Source organism: Vibrio sp. RC2502, from assembly GCF_054850435.1.
In genome coordinates this window covers 775,052-791,789 of sequence record NZ_CM141453.1, presented here as the reverse complement: position 1 = coordinate 791,789, position 16,738 = coordinate 775,052, and the positions used below count along the sequence as shown (strand labels likewise).

Genomic DNA, 16,738 nt, shown 5'->3' with positions numbered 1-16,738 from the left:
AGCCTTGGAATGTGCCTCCGTGGCGGTGGCCATACTGAAATAATTAATTCGCAATGGAAAATAAATCCGTTTAAAAAGTGATCTCGTTCAAACCCGACTCTATAACCATAACAAAAACACTGTTAATTACAGACACTTGCGTTGATTTATAAAAATTCGTCAAAAAAATAAAATGTGATCATCAACAACTAACGATTTAATAAATGGCGAAATAACCAGACTCACTTCACATTTAATTTCTATCTTTAACACCAAAACTTATTTATCAATGCAAAATATTAAGACTTCGATCACACTTAATTTCCCTTAGAAATAAAGAAAGCCTCAACATACGTTGAGGCTTTGCCAAAAATTAACTTACAAGAATCGTATTATTTTACGCTAGTCACACGACTTGTTTTCTCACCTGTTGCCGATACAGATCGGATGAACACTTCACCTTTCACATTTGGACGAGCATTGTCTGCGTAATTCAGCCAGTTTTTGCCGTCTAGAGAGTATTGAAGCTTCACGCCAGGAAACTGAACGTTCATTGCTAGCTTGCCATCTTCTACTTTCGCACCTGGTACTGGTAGACGGTAGTCGATACCAGATTTCTCTAACTTAGCTAACTCACGTTGACCAAGTACGTTTGCAAAGCGGTTGTAGTCTTGGTTTAGCGCGGCTTTGTTTACTAGGTTCGAGTTTTGCGAGTATTCAACACCCACTTTGTAGTCGTTTTCCCACTCAGCACGGTGCCATGCACGCTCTGCTGCAGCAAGTACGCGTGGGAATACCATGTACTCGAACTGTTCATCGTTACGTACGGTTTCAGACCAAAGCTGTGCAGATAGACCGTAGAAAGGTTTCGCTGCGATTTCACCTTTACCAGTAAAGCCATTGCCATCGCGGTCAACTGAGGTTTCCGCGTTCTGAGGCATGTTCTCTGGTGCAAAACCGAACATCTTACGAGTATCTGTTGCACGCGTTGCCCAGTAGTAACCACGCTCTTTCGGGTCTACTTCGTATGGCATGTCCATGTACACATAATCTGGGTTAGAAACGATCACGTCATAACCTTTCTTAGACCACTCGTACACTGATGAAGTACCGCCCCAGTACAGAACATCCCAGAAGTTAACGCGTGTGTTTTCGGTTGCAAATGCCTTCTCACCTTCGCTGTACTTCAAGCCATCTTGCCATGCTTGGAAGCTTGGAATGCCCTTCTCTGCTACGATCTTCGACACTTGTTCTGCAAAGTGACTTGGAAGGTGACCAAAATCGCTTACTGTACCGTCTGCGATTAGCGTCTGACATTGTGGAGACTGCGCGAATGGCTTGTCTTGTTTCGACAGATCAATCGTGCCCTTCCAGCTAACTTTGTCTTGTGCGTTAACGTCTTGGAAACCCGCACCTAACTTAATGTTCTTCGCTTCATCACCACCAAAGTGCCATGTTGTTAGCGGCGCGCCTGCTTCCGTGTGCATTGCTGCCACTTCTGAAATCACTTTATCTACGAAGCGAGTGGAAGATTCCATACATGGGTTGATAAAGCTCTGCTTGTTGTAGAACTGAACCGTTGTTACGTTCGATGTATCTTGAGGATCCATCAGACGGTACTCGTTCGCTTCCGCTTCTTTACCTTCTTCGATTAGGCGGTTGTAACGTGCTTCCATTGAGATAACTGCTGCTCGAGCGTGTGCTGGCATATCAATTTCAGGAATTACTTCGATGTTACGTGCTTTCGCATACTTTAGGATTTCCACGTAATCTGCTTTGCTGAAGTAACCTGAACCGAAGTTGTCAGAAGTTGAGCCAGAACCTAGTTGTGGCAACAAGCAACTTTTCTCTTCAAGGTCAAAACAGCGGTTAGAACCTACTTCAGTCAGCTCTGGCAGACCCGGTATTTCAAGACGCCAACCCTCATCATCCGTTAGGTGAAGGTGCAGTTTATTCATCTTGTACGCCGCCATTTGGTCTAGCGTTGCAAGGATGGCATCTTTAGAGTGGAAGTTACGAGCCACATCCACCATCACGCCACGGTAGTCAAAACGAGGAGCGTCTTGGATGGACAGTTGTGGTAGAGAATCAGCATTTTGGCTATCTACCAGGCCAAAGATAGATTGTACCGCGTAGAAAGCACCCACTTTATCAAATGCTTTAATCGCGATACCGTCGCCGTTGATGCTCATTTCGTAAGCACCAGATTTTGCTAATTCACCGGTGAAGTCTGCAGGAACAACAGTGACGCTTACAGGAAGATCACCACGAACATCCACACCTACCACTTCTGCACGATCTTGAATCGCTGCGAACTGAGCCGCATCAAATACGTCTTTAGGCAGCGCAATACCTTCTGTAATATCGACTTTGCCTTTGCCCGCCTCAACGTGCATTGGCGTTGGTAACAACGTCGTGGAGACGTCTTGTTTCACTAAGTCGTCGTTCTTCTCGAAACGCGATACCGCACTGGCAAAGATGTTGTTGTCATCTGGTGTACGTTTTAGGTTATTACCCTCAAGACCAGTGACAAAAGAAGCCACATCTTCAGTATTGAGAGAAGCGATCATTTTAGGTTCAGCGTTTGGCGCTGCAACAAATGCACCCGGCATAAAGTCTGTTTCAAAAAGCTGCCAGTATTCACCGATCAGAGGAAGAATAACCTCTTCACCCGCTGCAAAACCATCAAACTTATCAGTTGGTTCAAGTTTGTGTAGATCACCCGTTACGCGAGAGATTTTAAACTGTTCATTGTCGACATCTAGGATCAAACGAATGCTGTGAAAGTAGATCGCCCAATCTTTTGAGTTAACTGCTTCGCCTTGGTTTACTAGCGTCATGTTGACCTTGTTACAAGATGCCCACTCAGCGCCCAAATCCTGACATGCCAGCCCCTCATTAGCACCATGGTTAGTGAGCACTTGATACTGGATATCAAGGTTATCAGCCAGTGAATTTACAACTTGTTGCTCAGAGCTTTGCAGAGCAGAACAACCTGCTAGTGTTGCGATAACAGAAGCAGCAATCAAACTAGGTTTCAACATCTTACTTTCCCCAAAAAGTCAGTGGTTCAAAACGACAATTACGCAATTTAAAAGCACCCAAATCTGTGGTGCTCAACAATGTCATTCAACATACAAGCAGTTATTTCTAAGCGTAAAATAAATAAAAGTAAGAAGTGATCCAGCTCAAACTCCACTCACCAAGAAAAAATATAAACACATTTATTTCATGCACTTACAACCAACGTCAAAATCGAACAACTTATTTTGACGAGTTTGTTGCGATCTAAATCACCGATTCCGATTGATTTGGTATGACTTTGTAGGATTCGGATCACATCTGATTATTTTGTGAACCATTAATAACAAACTCACCAATTTAGCTTTCGTGAAGTCAATCTCATTTTTAGCGTGTCAAAACTCGTCAATATTGTTTGAAATGACGTTTTTGTCGATTGGTTGGTCTATCCAATCGTTGCAAAAAATAGTTTTAAAGTGAGCTCTGGTGTCTAAGCTTTATTTGGGTATAAAGTAATATCCCCTGTGAGTTGTAGATGCTGAAATCAGAGTCTCACCATAAGATTCAGCCGAGGATAAAAACTATGTTTCGCCTAATGACACTGATGTCATCTCTTATTGTTATCTTTACCTCTTTTTCGTCCTACGCTGAGCCTCAACACTGGCGAGCTAAAAAAGGCGACACGGAATACATGATTATCGGCTCCGTACATGTCGGTGATAAAAGCATGTATCCACTTCCGAAAAACATCACTAAGTTTTTGGAACAAAGCTCAGGCTTAATTATTGAGGCCGATGTAAGAAGCTCTGAAGGTGTGGTGTACCCAGAGAGTTCGATTCTCTCTAAAGACGTACTCGACAAAACTCAACGCCAACTGTTAGTGAACATCGCCAAAGATCTAGGCATGGCGGAAGCGCAACTTCTCAATGCACCACCTTGGACCGCAGCTCTGACCATCCAACTCGCGCTAGTCAATAAGCTTGGCTACGTATCAGACGAAGGTGTAGACATGCACCTAATTGGTTTAGCAGAGAAAAAGCACCTCCCTGTCCTCTCGTTAGAATCGGTGCAGTTTCAAATCGATCTTATTGCTGGTCAGCCAAATGGTGGGCAAGAAATGCTGCTGTCCTCGATAGACGAATACGAAGGTGGTGACAAGCTTGTACAGTGTTTGATAGAAAGCTGGAAAAGTGGTGATGGAAGTATGCTGGAAGAGGCATCTTTAACAGACAAAGCGACGGCAGATTTTAACGAAGCATTCTTATATTCTCGCAACCGTGATTGGGCGAAAAAACTCGATACTGGCAGTGTGCTGCCTAAAAAGTCAGGTCGCTACACCGTTGTGGTTGGAAGTCTGCATCTGGTGGGGAAAGACAACCTTATCGATTTGCTCGCACAACGGGGATTTGAAATTACCTCGCTTGGTAAAACACGCAAAGCAAAGTGCAATATTTAAAACCCAGCCAAAACCATCATTACACATGCGAAAAAGGCTCTACATTTCTGTAGAGCCTTTTTCTTAACATGGTCGATGAAGAGCCATGTTCTAACTTCAGGCAAACCCTATTTAGCTCTATACCATTGACCTCTCAAATTGCTAGCGCTAGAACGACGAAAGCCTGCTCATTGAGCAGGCTTTCTAAAAATGGTCGGTGAAGAGAGATTCGACGCGGCTGGGCTCCCAGACCCCGACCCGATGTTCGAATGCAAAAAGCCGCAGCATTTCTGCTGCGGCTTCTTTGAAAGTGGTCGGTGAAGAGGGATTCGAACCCCCGACCCTCTGGTCCCAAACCAGATGCGCTACCAAGCTGCGCTATTCACCGAGATGTTTAACTGGGGTCTTGTCCCCGTCAACGATGCGTATATTACGGATTCTGATCGGAGACGCAAGTGCTTTTTGCAAAAAAACGTAATGTCTTAATTCGTTTGATGAATAACTGAACACTAGCACGTAAAATGTGATTGATAACCCACAATAAAACACAGTTTATTAACCTTAGCAACATAATTGATCCAGATCAGTGTGCAAAAAAACACCGCCATTTAGTTTTATGCCTGTCGGGAATATCTTGGAGGAAACATATGGACTTTTGGCTTGATCTCCTATTTGGTAATGCAGTGGGTCTATCGTCAATGATAGTAATCTTTGGGGCATTTGGTCTGATGCTGTTTTACGGCGGTTTCTTCATCTATAAGATCATGAACGACAAATCTCCTCACTAGATCTCGCTTAGCTCTAGAAACGCTTTGCACCGGAGCCGGTTACTTGCCTGCTCCGGTTTTTTATTTGATCTTCTGCCACATCTCGTTGATATAATCCTATCTACCTATCCTGTTCTTATGAGATTGCCACTATGTCTCACGATGACGATTTTGAACTGTTTCAACAGATGATGGGCGATGTTAAGCCAATCAACCAAGACACTGCTGAACACAAAAAAGTCCACCAAGTGACTGATGCACATATTGCCAAACGCGAAGCAGCGATTTGGCTCACCGAAGATGACCCAGAATACCTTTCTCTCGATCATGCAGAAATGCTCAAACCCGATGACTTCGTCGAGTTCAAACGAGATGGTGTTCAAGATGGTGTATTTCGCAAACTTCGCCTTGGGAAGTACCCTATCCAAGCCCGTTTAGACTTGCATCGTAAAACGCTGAAAGAAGCACGTGATGAAGTAGTGAAGTTCTTAAAGCAATGTATCTCAATGGATATTCGTACTGTTGTGATTGTGCACGGCCGCGGCGAACGTTCGAATCCACCAGCATTAATGAAAAGCTTCGTCAGCAGTTGGTTACAACAAATAAAAGAAGTGCAATGCGTGCACAGTGCACAACGCTTTCACGGTGGCAGTGGTGCTGTTTATGTATTGCTAAGAAAAAGCGCAGACAAGAAACTAGAAAACCGCGAACGTCATCAAAAACGGTTAGGCTAAGTTCCTCCTCGGTGCTAGAATGCCCGACCTTATTTCCCCTTCCCTCTCGCGGGAAGGGTCATCAAATTCACCGCCGTTGTGAAACGTTAGGAGACCGATATGTCACAAGACAACGCGAAACGCTTAAATAAATTCATCAGCGAAACGGGCTTTTGCTCGCGTCGCGCTGCCGATAAACTGATCGAAGAAGGTCGAGTGACCATTAACGGCAAACAGCCAGAAATGGGCACCAAAGTACTACCTGGTGACGACGTTTGTGTTGATGGCAAGCCTGTCGCTTCAAAAGAAAAACCGATTTATATCGCCCTCAACAAGCCAACAGGCATCACCTGTACGACTGAGCGTGATATCCCCGGCAATATCGTCGATTTCATCGGTCACAAAAAGCGTATTTTCCCAATTGGTCGACTCGATAAACCTTCGGATGGTTTGATCTTCTTGACTAACGATGGCGACATCGTAAATAAGATCCTGCGCGCTGGTAACAACCACGAAAAAGAATACGTGGTGCGTGTCGACAAGCCGATTACGGACGAATTCCTAAAACAGATGTCGAGTGGTGTTCGAATCCTCGATACCGTAACGCTCCCTTGTAAAGTTACGAAAGAAACCAAGTTCTCTTTCCGTATTGTTTTGACGCAAGGCCTAAACCGTCAGATACGCCGTATGTGTGAAGCACTCGGCTACGAAGTATTTAAACTTCGCCGCGTACGCATCATGAACATCTCTCTAGATGGCATTCCAAATGGTAAATGGCGTTACCTAACCGATGACGAAGTCGCAGAAATTTTAGCAATGTGCGATGGCTCAGTTGGTACCGAGGAAGCGTCAAAGACAGATTCTCGAGGTCGTAATATTCGTAAAGCGACTGATGCGAAACTGTTTGATAGCCGTGAAGAGAACCAAGGTTCGACTGCTCGTCGCAATCAAAAAACGCGCACCTTCCGTGGTAATAACGCTGACGAGTTCCGTCATGCACCTAACTCTAAAAAAGGCCAGCAAAAGCGCCGTCAACGTGATGATGAAAGCTCACGCCCTGCGAAAGAGCATTACAAAGCGAAACCTCAAGGTGAACGCGCGAAGCCACAAGGTGAGCATGGCAGACCGCAAAACAAGCCTCAAACACCGAGCAAACCGAAGCAGCATTACGTCAATCCGAATACGACAAGTAAACCGGCAAAACGCACTAGTGGCACATTAAGCCTCAAAAAATAACAATAAAGGACGCTTTCGCGTCCTTTTTCTTTGTTGGTCATTCAACCCAAACTGGCTTACAAGCATAATGGGGCAAACTGCCCTCTGGTCAAAGCAACAAGATCTTGCGGAGCAAGCTCAATTTCTAAGCCTCGTTTACCCGCGCTCACACAAATCGTCTCTTGTTCTTTTGCACTTTCATGTAGAAAGGTTGGCAACGCTTTCTTTTGTCCAAGTGGACTAATACCGCCAACTACATAACCCGTTGTCTTTTGAGCGATGTCTGGGTCTGCCATGTCGGCTTTTTTACCCTTTGCTGCTTTGGCTGCCAATTTTAGATTCAGTTTTTGATCCACAGGAATGATGGCTACTGCCAAGTTTTTGGGCTCGCCATTAAGGCAAAACAACAGGGTTTTGAATACTTTTTTAGGATCTTGCCCCAACACTTCAGCCGCTTCTAACCCATAGCTGTCTGCTCTCGGGTCATGTTCATACTGGTGAATGGTGTGAGGAACTTTTTTCTTTTTCGCAAGATTAATGGCCGGAGTCATCAAGATTCTCCTTATAAAAATAAAAAACGCAGCCCCCATCAATGGGAGCTGCGCTTTTAGTTAATGATATCAGCGAGTTTGAGTCAAACGCTTTTTCGCAATCAAACTCTATTGATTGACCACATTGTTTGTTTGGTACATCACCTCACCAGAAGGTGCGTATTCGTTAACGTCAATTGGGCTATGGCTTTCTAGATAGTCTTTCAAGACTTCTGCATCGGTAAAACCTGTGTTGACGTAGCCAGGGTGCGTATCAATTTTAGGGTAACCATCGCCACCAGAAGCGTTGTAACTTGGTACTGTGAAGCGGTAGCGACCATCTAAACGCAGTTGCTTGTTACCGATAAATACATTGGTGACTTTGTCATTTTCAATACGCATAGAGATACCCGCAAACTGCGCGTAAGCACCTGAATCAACAGGCTTGGTTGCAACAATGTTTAGGTAATCCAAGACTTCTTGACCAGACATATCGACGTAAGAAACCATGTTGCCAAATGGCTGCACGGTCAACACATCTTTGTATGTGATGTCACCGGCTTCAATAGAATCACGCACACCGCCTGAGTTCATCACTGCGAAATCTGCTTTTGCACGTTCCATATGAGCCGTTGCAATTAAACGACCTAGATTCGTCTGTTGGAATCGCACGACATCACGGTCACCTTCTAACTTACCGTTTGATTCCGCAATTTTCACATTCAGCTGGCTTTGGCCTTTTTCTTGGAAAGGACGAAGGAAGTCCAACATCGCTTTGTCTTGAGTAATTTCATCTTGAACAAACACACGTTGTGATTGACCATCCACGTTGATTTTTTTCTTCAAGTTTACCGGAATAAGATCGTAGCTCACCATTGATAGTTCGCCGTTACGGAATTCGTAATCGGCACGGCCAACATATTTACCCCACTCATGCGCCTGAACAATGTAAGTACCGTTTTGTTGGTCTGGCTGACACTCATCACCCGGTTTAAAGTTCTTTTTGATAACGTTAGGACCTTCCATACAAACGGGCTCTTGTGAGTGACCACCCACAATCATGTCCAAATCGCCTTCATTGAGGTAACGCGCCAAAGCTACATCACCCGGCGCATTGATGCCACGGTTGCCATTTTCGTAGTGACCCATGTGCGTAACAGCGAAAATCAGATCCGGATTTTCTGTTTTTTTCAGTTCTGCAATCAGCTCTTTCGCTTCCGCTTTCGGGTCGCGGAAGTCCACTTGACCGATAAACTCAGGATTTCCCAACTTCGCAGTATCTTCTGTTGTCAGACCAATAACCGCAATTTTAATACCTTGCTTATTGAACATCGCGTAAGGTTGGAATAAGCGCTTACCCGTTTTTTTGTCGTAGATGTTGGCTGACAGCATTGGGAAGTTAGCCCAATCTTGCTGTTTGAATAGCACATCTAGCGGATTATCAAATTCGTGATTACCTAACGCCATCGCGTCGTAGCCAATCTTACTCATGCCTTTGAAATCTGGTTCAGCGTCTTGTAAATCAGATTCAGGAACGCCGGTATTAATATCACCACCAGACAGCAACAGCACGCTGCCTCCTTCTGCTTGAATTTCATCACGCAGATCATCGATCAACGTCTTGCGCGCGGCCATGCCGTACTCACCGTGTTTATTCTGCCAAAAACGACCGTGGTGATCGTTGGTGTGTAAGACAGTCAATTTATAAGTGGTATCTGCATTCCATTCATGAGCAGGTTGCGAAGCACATCCAGCCAGCGAGGCCAAAATAGCGGCACTCAAAGCGGTTTTGATAATCAGACGCTGATTCATTTTTTTTCCTTTTTCTTATCGGGATTACTGATGCACATTTTCAAACATTAGAGCTATTTGAAAACCACGCGCACCCTAACACATTGATTTCATAATTATGATGCATTGTTTAGCAATAACAAATTCATCAGTAACAAGTTTGAGAATTTACGGTTTATCAGATAAAAAAATAGCCAACTCTAGGTTGGCTATTTTATTTTTCATCATGAACAGTAACGAATCGCTACTTGATATCGATGTTTTCAAAGCTCTTAATCAAGTCATCTAGTGACTTCATTTGCGCCAAGAATGGCTCTAGCTTGTCTAGAGGCAATGCAGATGGGCCATCACAACGTGCTTGATCTGGGTTCGGGTGCGCTTCGATAAATAGACCCGCAATGCCTGTCGCTAGACCCGCTTTTGCAAGCTCAACTGTCTGCTCACGACGGCCGCCAGATGCTGCGCCTGATGGGTCACGCATTTGTAGTGAGTGCGTTACGTCAAAGATGATTGGGCTACCTTTCGACGCGTTCTTCATTACACCAAAGCCAAGCATGTCTACAACTAGGTTATCGTAACCGTGGCAAGAGCCGCGCTCACATAGGATGATTTTGTCGTTACCGCATTCCGCGAATTTCTCAACGATGTTACCCACTTGACCAGGGCTCATAAATTGAGGTTTCTTCACGTTGATCACTGCGCCTGTTTTCGCCATTGCTTCAACTAGGTCAGTTTGACGAGCTAGAAATGCAGGAAGCTGAATAACGTCTACCACGTCAGCGACAGGTTGAGCTTGCGCTTCTGTATGAACGTCAGTGATGATCTTGACACCAAAAGTGTCTTTTAGCTCTTGGAAGATTTTCATACCTTCTTCAAGGCCTGGGCCACGGTATGAATGAACAGAACTGCGGTTTGCTTTGTCGAACGACGCCTTGAATACGTAAGGAATGCCCAGTTTGTCTGTTACTTTTACGTAATGCTCACAGATCTGCATAGCAAGATCACGAGACTCAAGAACGTTCATGCCTGCAAATAGGGTGAATGGCTTGTCGTTAGCAACCTGGATGTCGCCGATATTAACTATTTTCTGTTCCATTATGATTCTCTTTTTTCTGTCCACGGTATGCCACACTTGGGCACTCCGATAAAATTAGTGAAGTGTGACGTGTTTTTCACTCATCGCATTAACTTGTGATTTTAGTAGCTCAGACGCAGGATCGTCAGGACATTGGTCAATAAAGTACTGAAAGTCAGATACCGCGACCTGATGACACTCAAGCTGTTGGAAGATAAAACCGCGATCACGAATCTCGTATGGGTCATCTGGCACAAAGGTCAACGCCAGATTAGTACAGCGCAGCGCCAGTGTGTAACGCTCTTCTCTCAGCATCGCGCTTTTAATCAACGCCAACCAGCGACCAATCACAGTCGGATTATCCGCTTCGTCAAAATGTTCTGGTTTAAGTTGCGCTAACGGTCCTTCTTGACCGATTAACCAAGCTTGAAGGATTTTCTCACCAACATACTCCCCGTTGAACGGGTTAATGTAGTCTGGTGTTTTGTGCATCCAATCCACTTTAATTAGGAACTGAGTTGGGAATGTCACACCTTTCATAGGGAAGCCAAGGCGATTGCCTAAGTACAATAAAATTGCACCTAAGCTGACCGGTATACCTTTTTTACGCTCTAGCACTTTATCGATAAAGCTGTTGTCAGAGATAAAGTACTCTTGGTCGTCACCTTTGAAGCCCCACTCATGGAAAAACAGACGTAGGAAAGAGTCGAAACGCTGCTCTTCATCTGTTTCATGGATAAGCGTTGCTTCTGCTTCTTGGTACAGACGCTCTAGCTCTTGCTTAGCCCAATGGACGTTGGTTTCTGGATTAACGGATTTATTGAGCTCTAACGCTCCTTCCACCAGCGCCATGTTGTCAAAATCTTCGTCAAAAAACTCAAGCATGACGATTACCCAAATAAAGTTGGACTCTTAGACACGGCGATGTTAGCCGCCATGACCAACCAACCGAGTGCGCCAAAGAAACCGAAAATTTGCAGCAATTTATTTTTAGCTAATTTTAGAGCGAAGAAGCCCAGAGCAATGTACGCCAACACACACGTGATCTTGTTGGTTAGCCAAGGTGCTGAGTCTGTAAATGGAATGAAGCCAGTAACAAAGATCAAAGTAACGCCTGACAACAACAGCGCGGTATCAACAATGTGTGGAAAAACTTTCAGAAAACGATGGTTGCGCTTTGGAGAGTTCATCATCATTAACGCGAATCGAATCGACAACAATGTGGCACTCAGTGCGATGGTGACAAGGTGAATATGTTTTAGAGCTACGTACATTTTTCTTCTCTTTTAATAAATTACTGCTGACTTGCTCGTTCTTATGAAGGCTGGTAGCAACCGAGGGTCACTCGATCATTCCCACCATAATCTTTTTCGGTGACAACTTGCTGATAACCAAAGCCACTCATGATCTCACGAACCGCCTCGCCTTGGTCGTAACCGTGTTCGAAGGCAAGCCAACCGCCCTCTTCAAGATACTGACGAGCCAAATCGGAGATATGGCGAATATCCGCTAAGCCATTTTCATCAGCGACCAGCGCGGATTTTGGCTCAAAACGAACGTCACCTTGGGATAAATGCGGATCTTTCTCGTCAATATACGGCGGATTGGAAACAATTAAAGCAAACTTTGTTCCCTCTGCAATAGGCTCGAACCAGCTACCTTGGTCAAACGTCACATTTTTGATGTTTAGCTGCGCGGCATTGTACTCAGCAAGCTCTTTGGCCTCTTGTTTGAGGTCAACTCCCATTACCTGACGATTCGGTAGCTCAGACGCTAGTGCCAACGCAATTGCTCCTGTCCCCGTGCCTAGATCTAGAATCGAGCCAGTCTGCCCATAGGTTTTATCCAAAGCAACTTCCACCAAACGCTCGGTGTCTGGTCTTGGGATCAAGGTAGTAGGAGAAACTTTGAGAGGTAGAGACCAAAACTCGCGCTCACCAATAATGTAAGCAACGGGTTCGCCTGCTAAGCGCCTTGCGAGTAAAGCATCAAACTGCGCTTGTTGCTCTGGTTCTAATGCTTTTTCTGGCCACGTTAGCAAATAGGTTCGCGGTTTGCCAAGAACATGGCAAAGAAGGACAGCTGCATCGAGAGAAGGCGACTCTTTGCCGCCTTCTGTCAGTTTTGCCGTCGCACTTTTCAGTGCTTGCTCAATGGATTGAACTTGGCTCATCGATTAAGCGTTCTCAGCTAGCGCCGCTAGTTGGTCTGCTTGGTGTTCTTGAACCACTGGGTCAATCAAGCTTTGTAGGTCGCCTTCCATCACTTCGTTCAAACGGTAGATGGTTAGGTTGATTCGGTGGTCAGAAACACGGCCTTGCGGGTAGTTGTAAGTACGGATACGGTCACTGCGGTCACCAGAACCTAGTAGGTTACGACGCGTGTCAGACACTTCTGCCGCACGACGCTCTTGTTCCGCTTGAACGATACGAGCAGCCAGTACTGCCATCGCTTTCGCTTTGTTCTTATGCTGTGAACGCTCGTCTTGACACTCTACCACTGTACCCGTTGGTAAGTGGGTAATACGGATTGCAGAATCCGTGGTGTTAACGTGCTGACCACCCGCGCCAGATGCACGGAACGTATCGATTTTTAGGTCTGCCGCTTTGATTTCTGGCAGATCCGCCTCTGGGATTTCCGCCATAACCGCTACTGTACACGCAGAAGTATGCACACGACCTTGAGATTCTGTCGCTGGTACACGTTGTACACGGTGACCGCCAGATTCAAACTTCAGCACACCGTATGCACCGTCGCCGCTCACTTTCGCAATCATCTCTTTGTAACCACCGTGCTCCGCTTCGTTTGAAGACATCACTTCAATGCGCCAGCCACGCTTTTCTGCGTATTTGCTGTACATACGGAATAGGTCGCCAGCGAAGATACCAGCTTCATCACCGCCTGCACCAGCGCGGATTTCAAGGAAACAGTTACGATCATCGTTTGGATCTTTTGGAAGAAGAAGAATTTGCAACTCATCAGCAAGACGTTCAATCGCTTCTTTCGCGTCTTTGATCTCTTCTTGAGCCATTTCACGCATTTCTTCGTCGTCTTCTTTTGCCATCTCTTCAGCGGCAGCAAGATCGTCTTGAGCTTGTTGGTAAGCTTGGAAGCACTTAGTTACTTCTTCTAGCTGAGAGTACTCTTTTGATAGAGCACGGAATTTGTCCTGATCTCCAATTACATCAGGATCACCAAGAAGATGTTGAACTTCTTCGTAACGTTCTACTAGCGTTTCTAGCTTAGTCAGAATAGAGGCTTTCATAGTGTCGTTTTCTTAATAAAAAGCGTGAGTTACAGATCATCTAAGCCAAGCGTTTGGCGGATAATCGTTAATTTTGCTGGTTCGCCTTGTTCCGCCGCACTTTGTAGTGCGCGTGTTGGGGCGTGAATCAGTTTGTTGGTGAGTTTATTACTAAGTTCGCGCAGTACTTTCTCCGGATCTGCGCCAGCTGCCAATGATTGCAGGCTTTTACTCAGTAACTCTTCACGTATTTCGTTCGCCGACTTGCGATAATCGCGAATACTATCAACCGCTTGCAGTGAGCGTAGCCACGTCATAAACGACGCACTTTCTTCACTAACAATGGCTTCGGCCTGAATCGCTTCAACTTTACGTTGCTCAATATTGCTATCGATGATCGACTGCAAGTCGTCCACCGAATACAGATAAGCATCGTTCAATTCGCCAACTTGCGCTTCCACATCACGTGGTACAGCAATATCGACTAACAGAATAGGTTGATGACGACGTTGTTTCAGCGCCGTTTCGACCATGCCTTTACCAATAATAGGTAACGGACTCGCTGTTGAGCTAATCACGATGTCCGCTCTTGCGAGGTGGTCTGGGATTTCGTTCAGGCTGATTACTTCTGCACCAAACTGCTCAGCTAACCCTTGAGCACGCTCTTTGGTGCGGTTTGCGACTATCATTTTTGTGCAGCCGTTCGACGCTAAGTGCTTCGCGACCAGTTCGATGGTTTCACCTGCCCCGACAAGTAAGACTGTCGAGTCAGATAACGATTCGAAAATGTGTTTTGCTAATGTACATGCGGCGTAAGCCACCGACACAGCATTGCCACCGATATCAGTTTCCGTACGAACTCGTTTTGCAACAGAAAACGTTTTTTGGAACAGCTTATCAATCGACGAGTCTACAGCTTGATGATCACGTGAATCAGAAAATGCCTGTTTCACTTGACCTAAGATCTGCGGCTCACCAAGTACCAGTGAATCAAGGCCACACGAGACGCGCATCAAGTGTTTAATTGCCGCTTGTTCTTCGTGTACATACAAACTTGGCATCAAGTCTTCACGGCTCACTTGGTGAAATTGAGCGAGCCAATCGATCAGCTTGTTTCGCGCTCCTTGCTTAACGTCGCAGTACAACTCAGTACGGTTACAGGTTGAAACAATCACACTGCCGTTAACCGCTTCGTGCTCTCTGAGTTGCTCAAGTGCAGGGCCGAGCTTATCAGGCCCGAACGCCACTTTCTCTCGCAAGTCAACAGACGCTGTATTGTGATTAATTCCAATAGCAAGCAAGGACATCTAACGTGGTATCTCTGAGATCGGTTATAAAATAGGTTCAGAATTTTACTGTAAGCACGCATTTATTGAAAGGGTAAGCCGGATTTGTTTTCCTAAGTCCGTCTTTTCAATGCTATAGTTGTGAGCGATTCCCGATGAAACTGATTAATAAGCCATCAAACATGACCTTACGTTCCTTTCTCATCTTTCTCTTGTCGAGCCTTATTCTCGCTGGGTGTAGTTCCGTTCCTGAAAGCGTCACCAGCGTCGAATGGCAAGCTCATGAACAACGTCTTGAAACCATCCATGATTTTCAAGCGACCGGGAAATTAGGCTACATCGGCCCCGACCAAAGACAAAGTCTGAACTTTTTTTGGAAGCACTCCACCGCTTTAAGCCAACTTCGATTAACCACTGTCTTGGGACAAACCGCATTAAAACTGACGATTACCCCACAAGGGGCAACGGTTGAAACGTATGATGACCAAGTCCTTTCAGCACGCAACGCTAATCAACTGATTTATCGCCTCACAGGCTTGATGATGCCAGTTGACCACATGCCCGACTGGTTACTCGGTTTACCTACTGATGCAGATAGATTCCAGCTTTCTCCAGCCAACACACTGCAAACCTTAGACAAACAGATAGGTCTCAACGACTGGAAAATCGCTTACGAACGTTATGGCGACGTAGAATGGCACGAACAGACGCTTCCATTACCGAATAAACTAAAGCTGACGACATCAGACGTAAAAATCAATCTAGTGATCACAAAATGGAATATCACCCAATGATCGAAACTTCAACCCGCTGGCCGTCTCCGGCGAAATTGAATCTCTTTCTATACATCAATGGCCGCACAGAAAACGGCTATCACGAGTTACAAACCTTATTCCAATTCGTCGATCATGGAGATGAGCTCACCATTCAAGCAAACCATTCTGGTGATGTTACGATTTCTCCAGAGATAGAAGGTGTGCCTCTTCAAGACAATTTAATTTGGAAAGCTGCAACTGCGCTGCAAAATTACGCTCACTGCTCTTTTGGTGCACATATCGAACTGCACAAAGTTTTACCAATGGGTGGTGGAATTGGCGGCGGCTCTTCAAATGCCGCTACGACACTTGTGGCACTCAACTACTTGTGGCAGCTCAATTTAACTGATGATGAATTAGCCGAAATTGGCCTAAAACTGGGCGCTGACGTGCCTGTTTTTGTGCGCGGTTTTTCCGCTTTTGCTGAAGGTGTGGGTGAGAAGCTTTCTCCAGCCACCCCGGAAGAAAAGTGGTATCTCGTCGTGAGACCAAATGTTTCTATTGCGACAGCGGATATATTCCGTCATCCAGATCTGACACGAAACACACCAAAACGAGATCTAGAAACACTTTTGAACGCGCCGAGCGTAAACGATTGCGAAAAAATTGTACGAATGCTCTACCCAGAGGTTGATAAGCAACTTTCATGGCTGCTACAATACGCGCCGTCAAGATTGACGGGGACAGGATCTTGCGTTTTTGCTGAATTTTCGAGCAAATCGGAAGCAGAAACTATCCTTGCACAACTCTCTGATAAAGTCTCGGCATTTGTCGCTCAAGGGCGCAATATTTCGCCACTAAAAGAGACTTTGGCTGAATACCAATCAGCCTCACACCGACCTATTTAAAACTGGACGCAAACCCGAG

The 16,738-nt window shown here is 45.4% G+C and carries 15 protein-coding genes and 1 tRNA gene; 6 read left to right on the top strand and 10 right to left on the bottom strand.

Features of this window, described 5'->3' with window-relative positions; translation table 11 throughout:
• Window positions 1-371: 371 nt before the first annotated feature.
• Window positions 372-3,023: a beta-N-acetylhexosaminidase gene (locus tag ACYJZR_RS03740; RefSeq protein ID WP_406966310.1), complete on the bottom strand. Its 2,652-nt coding sequence runs from the start codon at window positions 3,021-3,023 to the stop codon at window positions 372-374.
• A 560-nt stretch (window positions 3,024-3,583) separates the two neighbouring features.
• Here ACYJZR_RS03740 and ACYJZR_RS03735 point away from each other — a divergent pair.
• The gene (locus ACYJZR_RS03735) at window positions 3,584-4,456 is read left to right on the top strand and encodes a TraB/GumN family protein (RefSeq protein ID WP_015296362.1); all 873 of its coding nucleotides are present in this window, start codon (window positions 3,584-3,586) and stop codon (window positions 4,454-4,456) included.
• 290 nt (window positions 4,457-4,746) lie between these two features.
• On the opposite strand, the gene ACYJZR_RS03730 is transcribed toward ACYJZR_RS03735, so the two are convergent.
• Window positions 4,747-4,823, bottom strand: a tRNA-Pro gene (locus ACYJZR_RS03730).
• 259 nt (window positions 4,824-5,082) lie between these two features.
• Between ACYJZR_RS03730 and ACYJZR_RS03725 the strand changes: the two genes are divergently transcribed.
• From ACYJZR_RS03725 to rluF, 3 genes are all read left to right on the top strand, one after another.
• Window positions 5,083-5,223, top strand: a complete 141-nt coding sequence (locus ACYJZR_RS03725; protein ID WP_005489851.1) for a DUF3149 domain-containing protein — start codon at window positions 5,083-5,085, stop codon at window positions 5,221-5,223.
• 131 nt (window positions 5,224-5,354) lie between these two features.
• The gene (gene smrA / locus ACYJZR_RS03720; protein ID WP_005481355.1) at window positions 5,355-5,936 is read left to right on the top strand and encodes a DNA endonuclease SmrA; all 582 of its coding nucleotides are present in this window, start codon (window positions 5,355-5,357) and stop codon (window positions 5,934-5,936) included.
• A 99-nt stretch (window positions 5,937-6,035) separates the two neighbouring features.
• Window positions 6,036-7,151, top strand: coding sequence for a 23S rRNA pseudouridine(2604) synthase RluF (gene rluF / locus ACYJZR_RS03715; protein WP_021822595.1), 1,116 nt, complete (start codon window positions 6,036-6,038; stop codon window positions 7,149-7,151).
• Window positions 7,152-7,207: 56 nt separating this feature from the next.
• On the opposite strand, the gene ybaK is transcribed toward rluF, so the two are convergent.
• The 8 genes from ybaK to hemA form a co-directional block, all read right to left on the bottom strand.
• The gene (gene ybaK / locus ACYJZR_RS03710) at window positions 7,208-7,681 is read right to left on the bottom strand and encodes a Cys-tRNA(Pro) deacylase (protein ID WP_005481362.1); all 474 of its coding nucleotides are present in this window, start codon (window positions 7,679-7,681) and stop codon (window positions 7,208-7,210) included.
• A 108-nt stretch (window positions 7,682-7,789) separates the two neighbouring features.
• Window positions 7,790-9,472 carry a bifunctional UDP-sugar hydrolase/5'-nucleotidase UshA gene (gene ushA, locus ACYJZR_RS03705; protein WP_005457348.1) on the bottom strand — a complete coding sequence of 561 codons (1,683 nt, stop codon included), beginning with the start codon at window positions 9,470-9,472 and terminating at the stop codon, window positions 7,790-7,792.
• A gap of 223 nt (window positions 9,473-9,695) precedes the next feature.
• The gene (gene kdsA, locus ACYJZR_RS03700) at window positions 9,696-10,547 is read right to left on the bottom strand and encodes a 3-deoxy-8-phosphooctulonate synthase (protein WP_005457350.1); all 852 of its coding nucleotides are present in this window, start codon (window positions 10,545-10,547) and stop codon (window positions 9,696-9,698) included.
• 54 nt (window positions 10,548-10,601) lie between these two features.
• On the bottom strand, window positions 10,602-11,411 hold the full coding sequence (locus tag ACYJZR_RS03695; RefSeq protein ID WP_005481357.1) for a SirB1 family protein: 810 nt from the start codon (window positions 11,409-11,411) through the stop codon (window positions 10,602-10,604).
• Between the two features lie 5 nt (window positions 11,412-11,416).
• A complete protein-coding gene (locus ACYJZR_RS03690) occupies window positions 11,417-11,800 on the bottom strand; it encodes a SirB2 family protein (RefSeq protein WP_025633376.1) in 384 nt (127 codons plus the stop codon).
• 41 nt (window positions 11,801-11,841) lie between these two features.
• A complete protein-coding gene (gene prmC / locus ACYJZR_RS03685; protein ID WP_020904133.1) occupies window positions 11,842-12,699 on the bottom strand; it encodes a peptide chain release factor N(5)-glutamine methyltransferase in 858 nt (285 codons plus the stop codon).
• A 3-nt stretch (window positions 12,700-12,702) separates the two neighbouring features.
• On the bottom strand, window positions 12,703-13,791 hold the full coding sequence (prfA, locus tag ACYJZR_RS03680; protein WP_005456867.1) for a peptide chain release factor 1: 1,089 nt from the start codon (window positions 13,789-13,791) through the stop codon (window positions 12,703-12,705).
• A 29-nt stretch (window positions 13,792-13,820) separates the two neighbouring features.
• The gene (hemA, locus tag ACYJZR_RS03675) at window positions 13,821-15,077 is read right to left on the bottom strand and encodes a glutamyl-tRNA reductase (RefSeq protein ID WP_005496164.1); all 1,257 of its coding nucleotides are present in this window, start codon (window positions 15,075-15,077) and stop codon (window positions 13,821-13,823) included.
• A gap of 134 nt (window positions 15,078-15,211) precedes the next feature.
• On the opposite strand from hemA, the gene lolB reads away from it, so the two are divergent.
• The gene (gene lolB / locus ACYJZR_RS03670; RefSeq protein ID WP_025547518.1) at window positions 15,212-15,850 is read left to right on the top strand and encodes a lipoprotein insertase outer membrane protein LolB; all 639 of its coding nucleotides are present in this window, start codon (window positions 15,212-15,214) and stop codon (window positions 15,848-15,850) included.
• Window positions 15,847-16,719, top strand: coding sequence for a 4-(cytidine 5'-diphospho)-2-C-methyl-D-erythritol kinase (gene ispE, locus ACYJZR_RS03665; RefSeq protein ID WP_023585833.1), 873 nt, complete (start codon window positions 15,847-15,849; stop codon window positions 16,717-16,719). Before lolB ends, ispE begins: the two co-directional genes overlap by 4 nt.
• Window positions 16,720-16,738: the final 19 nt, after the last annotated feature.

Excerpts from the sequence above, each read along its gene's own strand:
- ACYJZR_RS03740 (WP_406966310.1), bottom strand. The coding sequence starts at position 3,023 with ATGTTGAAACCTAGTTTGATTGCTGCTTCTGTTATCGCAACACTAGCA.
- ACYJZR_RS03735 (WP_015296362.1), top strand. The coding sequence starts at position 3,584 with ATGTTTCGCCTAATGACACTGATGTCATCTCTTATTGTTATCTTTACC.
- ACYJZR_RS03725 (WP_005489851.1), top strand. The coding sequence starts at position 5,083 with ATGGACTTTTGGCTTGATCTCCTATTTGGTAATGCAGTGGGTCTATCG.
- smrA (WP_005481355.1), top strand. The coding sequence starts at position 5,355 with ATGTCTCACGATGACGATTTTGAACTGTTTCAACAGATGATGGGCGAT.
- rluF (WP_021822595.1), top strand. The coding sequence starts at position 6,036 with ATGTCACAAGACAACGCGAAACGCTTAAATAAATTCATCAGCGAAACG.
- ybaK (WP_005481362.1), bottom strand. The coding sequence starts at position 7,681 with ATGACTCCGGCCATTAATCTTGCGAAAAAGAAAAAAGTTCCTCACACC.
- ushA (WP_005457348.1), bottom strand. The coding sequence starts at position 9,472 with ATGAATCAGCGTCTGATTATCAAAACCGCTTTGAGTGCCGCTATTTTG.
- kdsA (WP_005457350.1), bottom strand. The coding sequence starts at position 10,547 with ATGGAACAGAAAATAGTTAATATCGGCGACATCCAGGTTGCTAACGAC.
- ACYJZR_RS03695 (WP_005481357.1), bottom strand. The coding sequence starts at position 11,411 with ATGCTTGAGTTTTTTGACGAAGATTTTGACAACATGGCGCTGGTGGAA.
- ACYJZR_RS03690 (WP_025633376.1), bottom strand. The coding sequence starts at position 11,800 with ATGTACGTAGCTCTAAAACATATTCACCTTGTCACCATCGCACTGAGT.
- prmC (WP_020904133.1), bottom strand. The coding sequence starts at position 12,699 with ATGAGCCAAGTTCAATCCATTGAGCAAGCACTGAAAAGTGCGACGGCA.
- prfA (WP_005456867.1), bottom strand. The coding sequence starts at position 13,791 with ATGAAAGCCTCTATTCTGACTAAGCTAGAAACGCTAGTAGAACGTTAC.
- hemA (WP_005496164.1), bottom strand. The coding sequence starts at position 15,077 with ATGTCCTTGCTTGCTATTGGAATTAATCACAATACAGCGTCTGTTGAC.
- lolB (WP_025547518.1), top strand. The coding sequence starts at position 15,212 with ATGAAACTGATTAATAAGCCATCAAACATGACCTTACGTTCCTTTCTC.
- ispE (WP_023585833.1), top strand. The coding sequence starts at position 15,847 with ATGATCGAAACTTCAACCCGCTGGCCGTCTCCGGCGAAATTGAATCTC.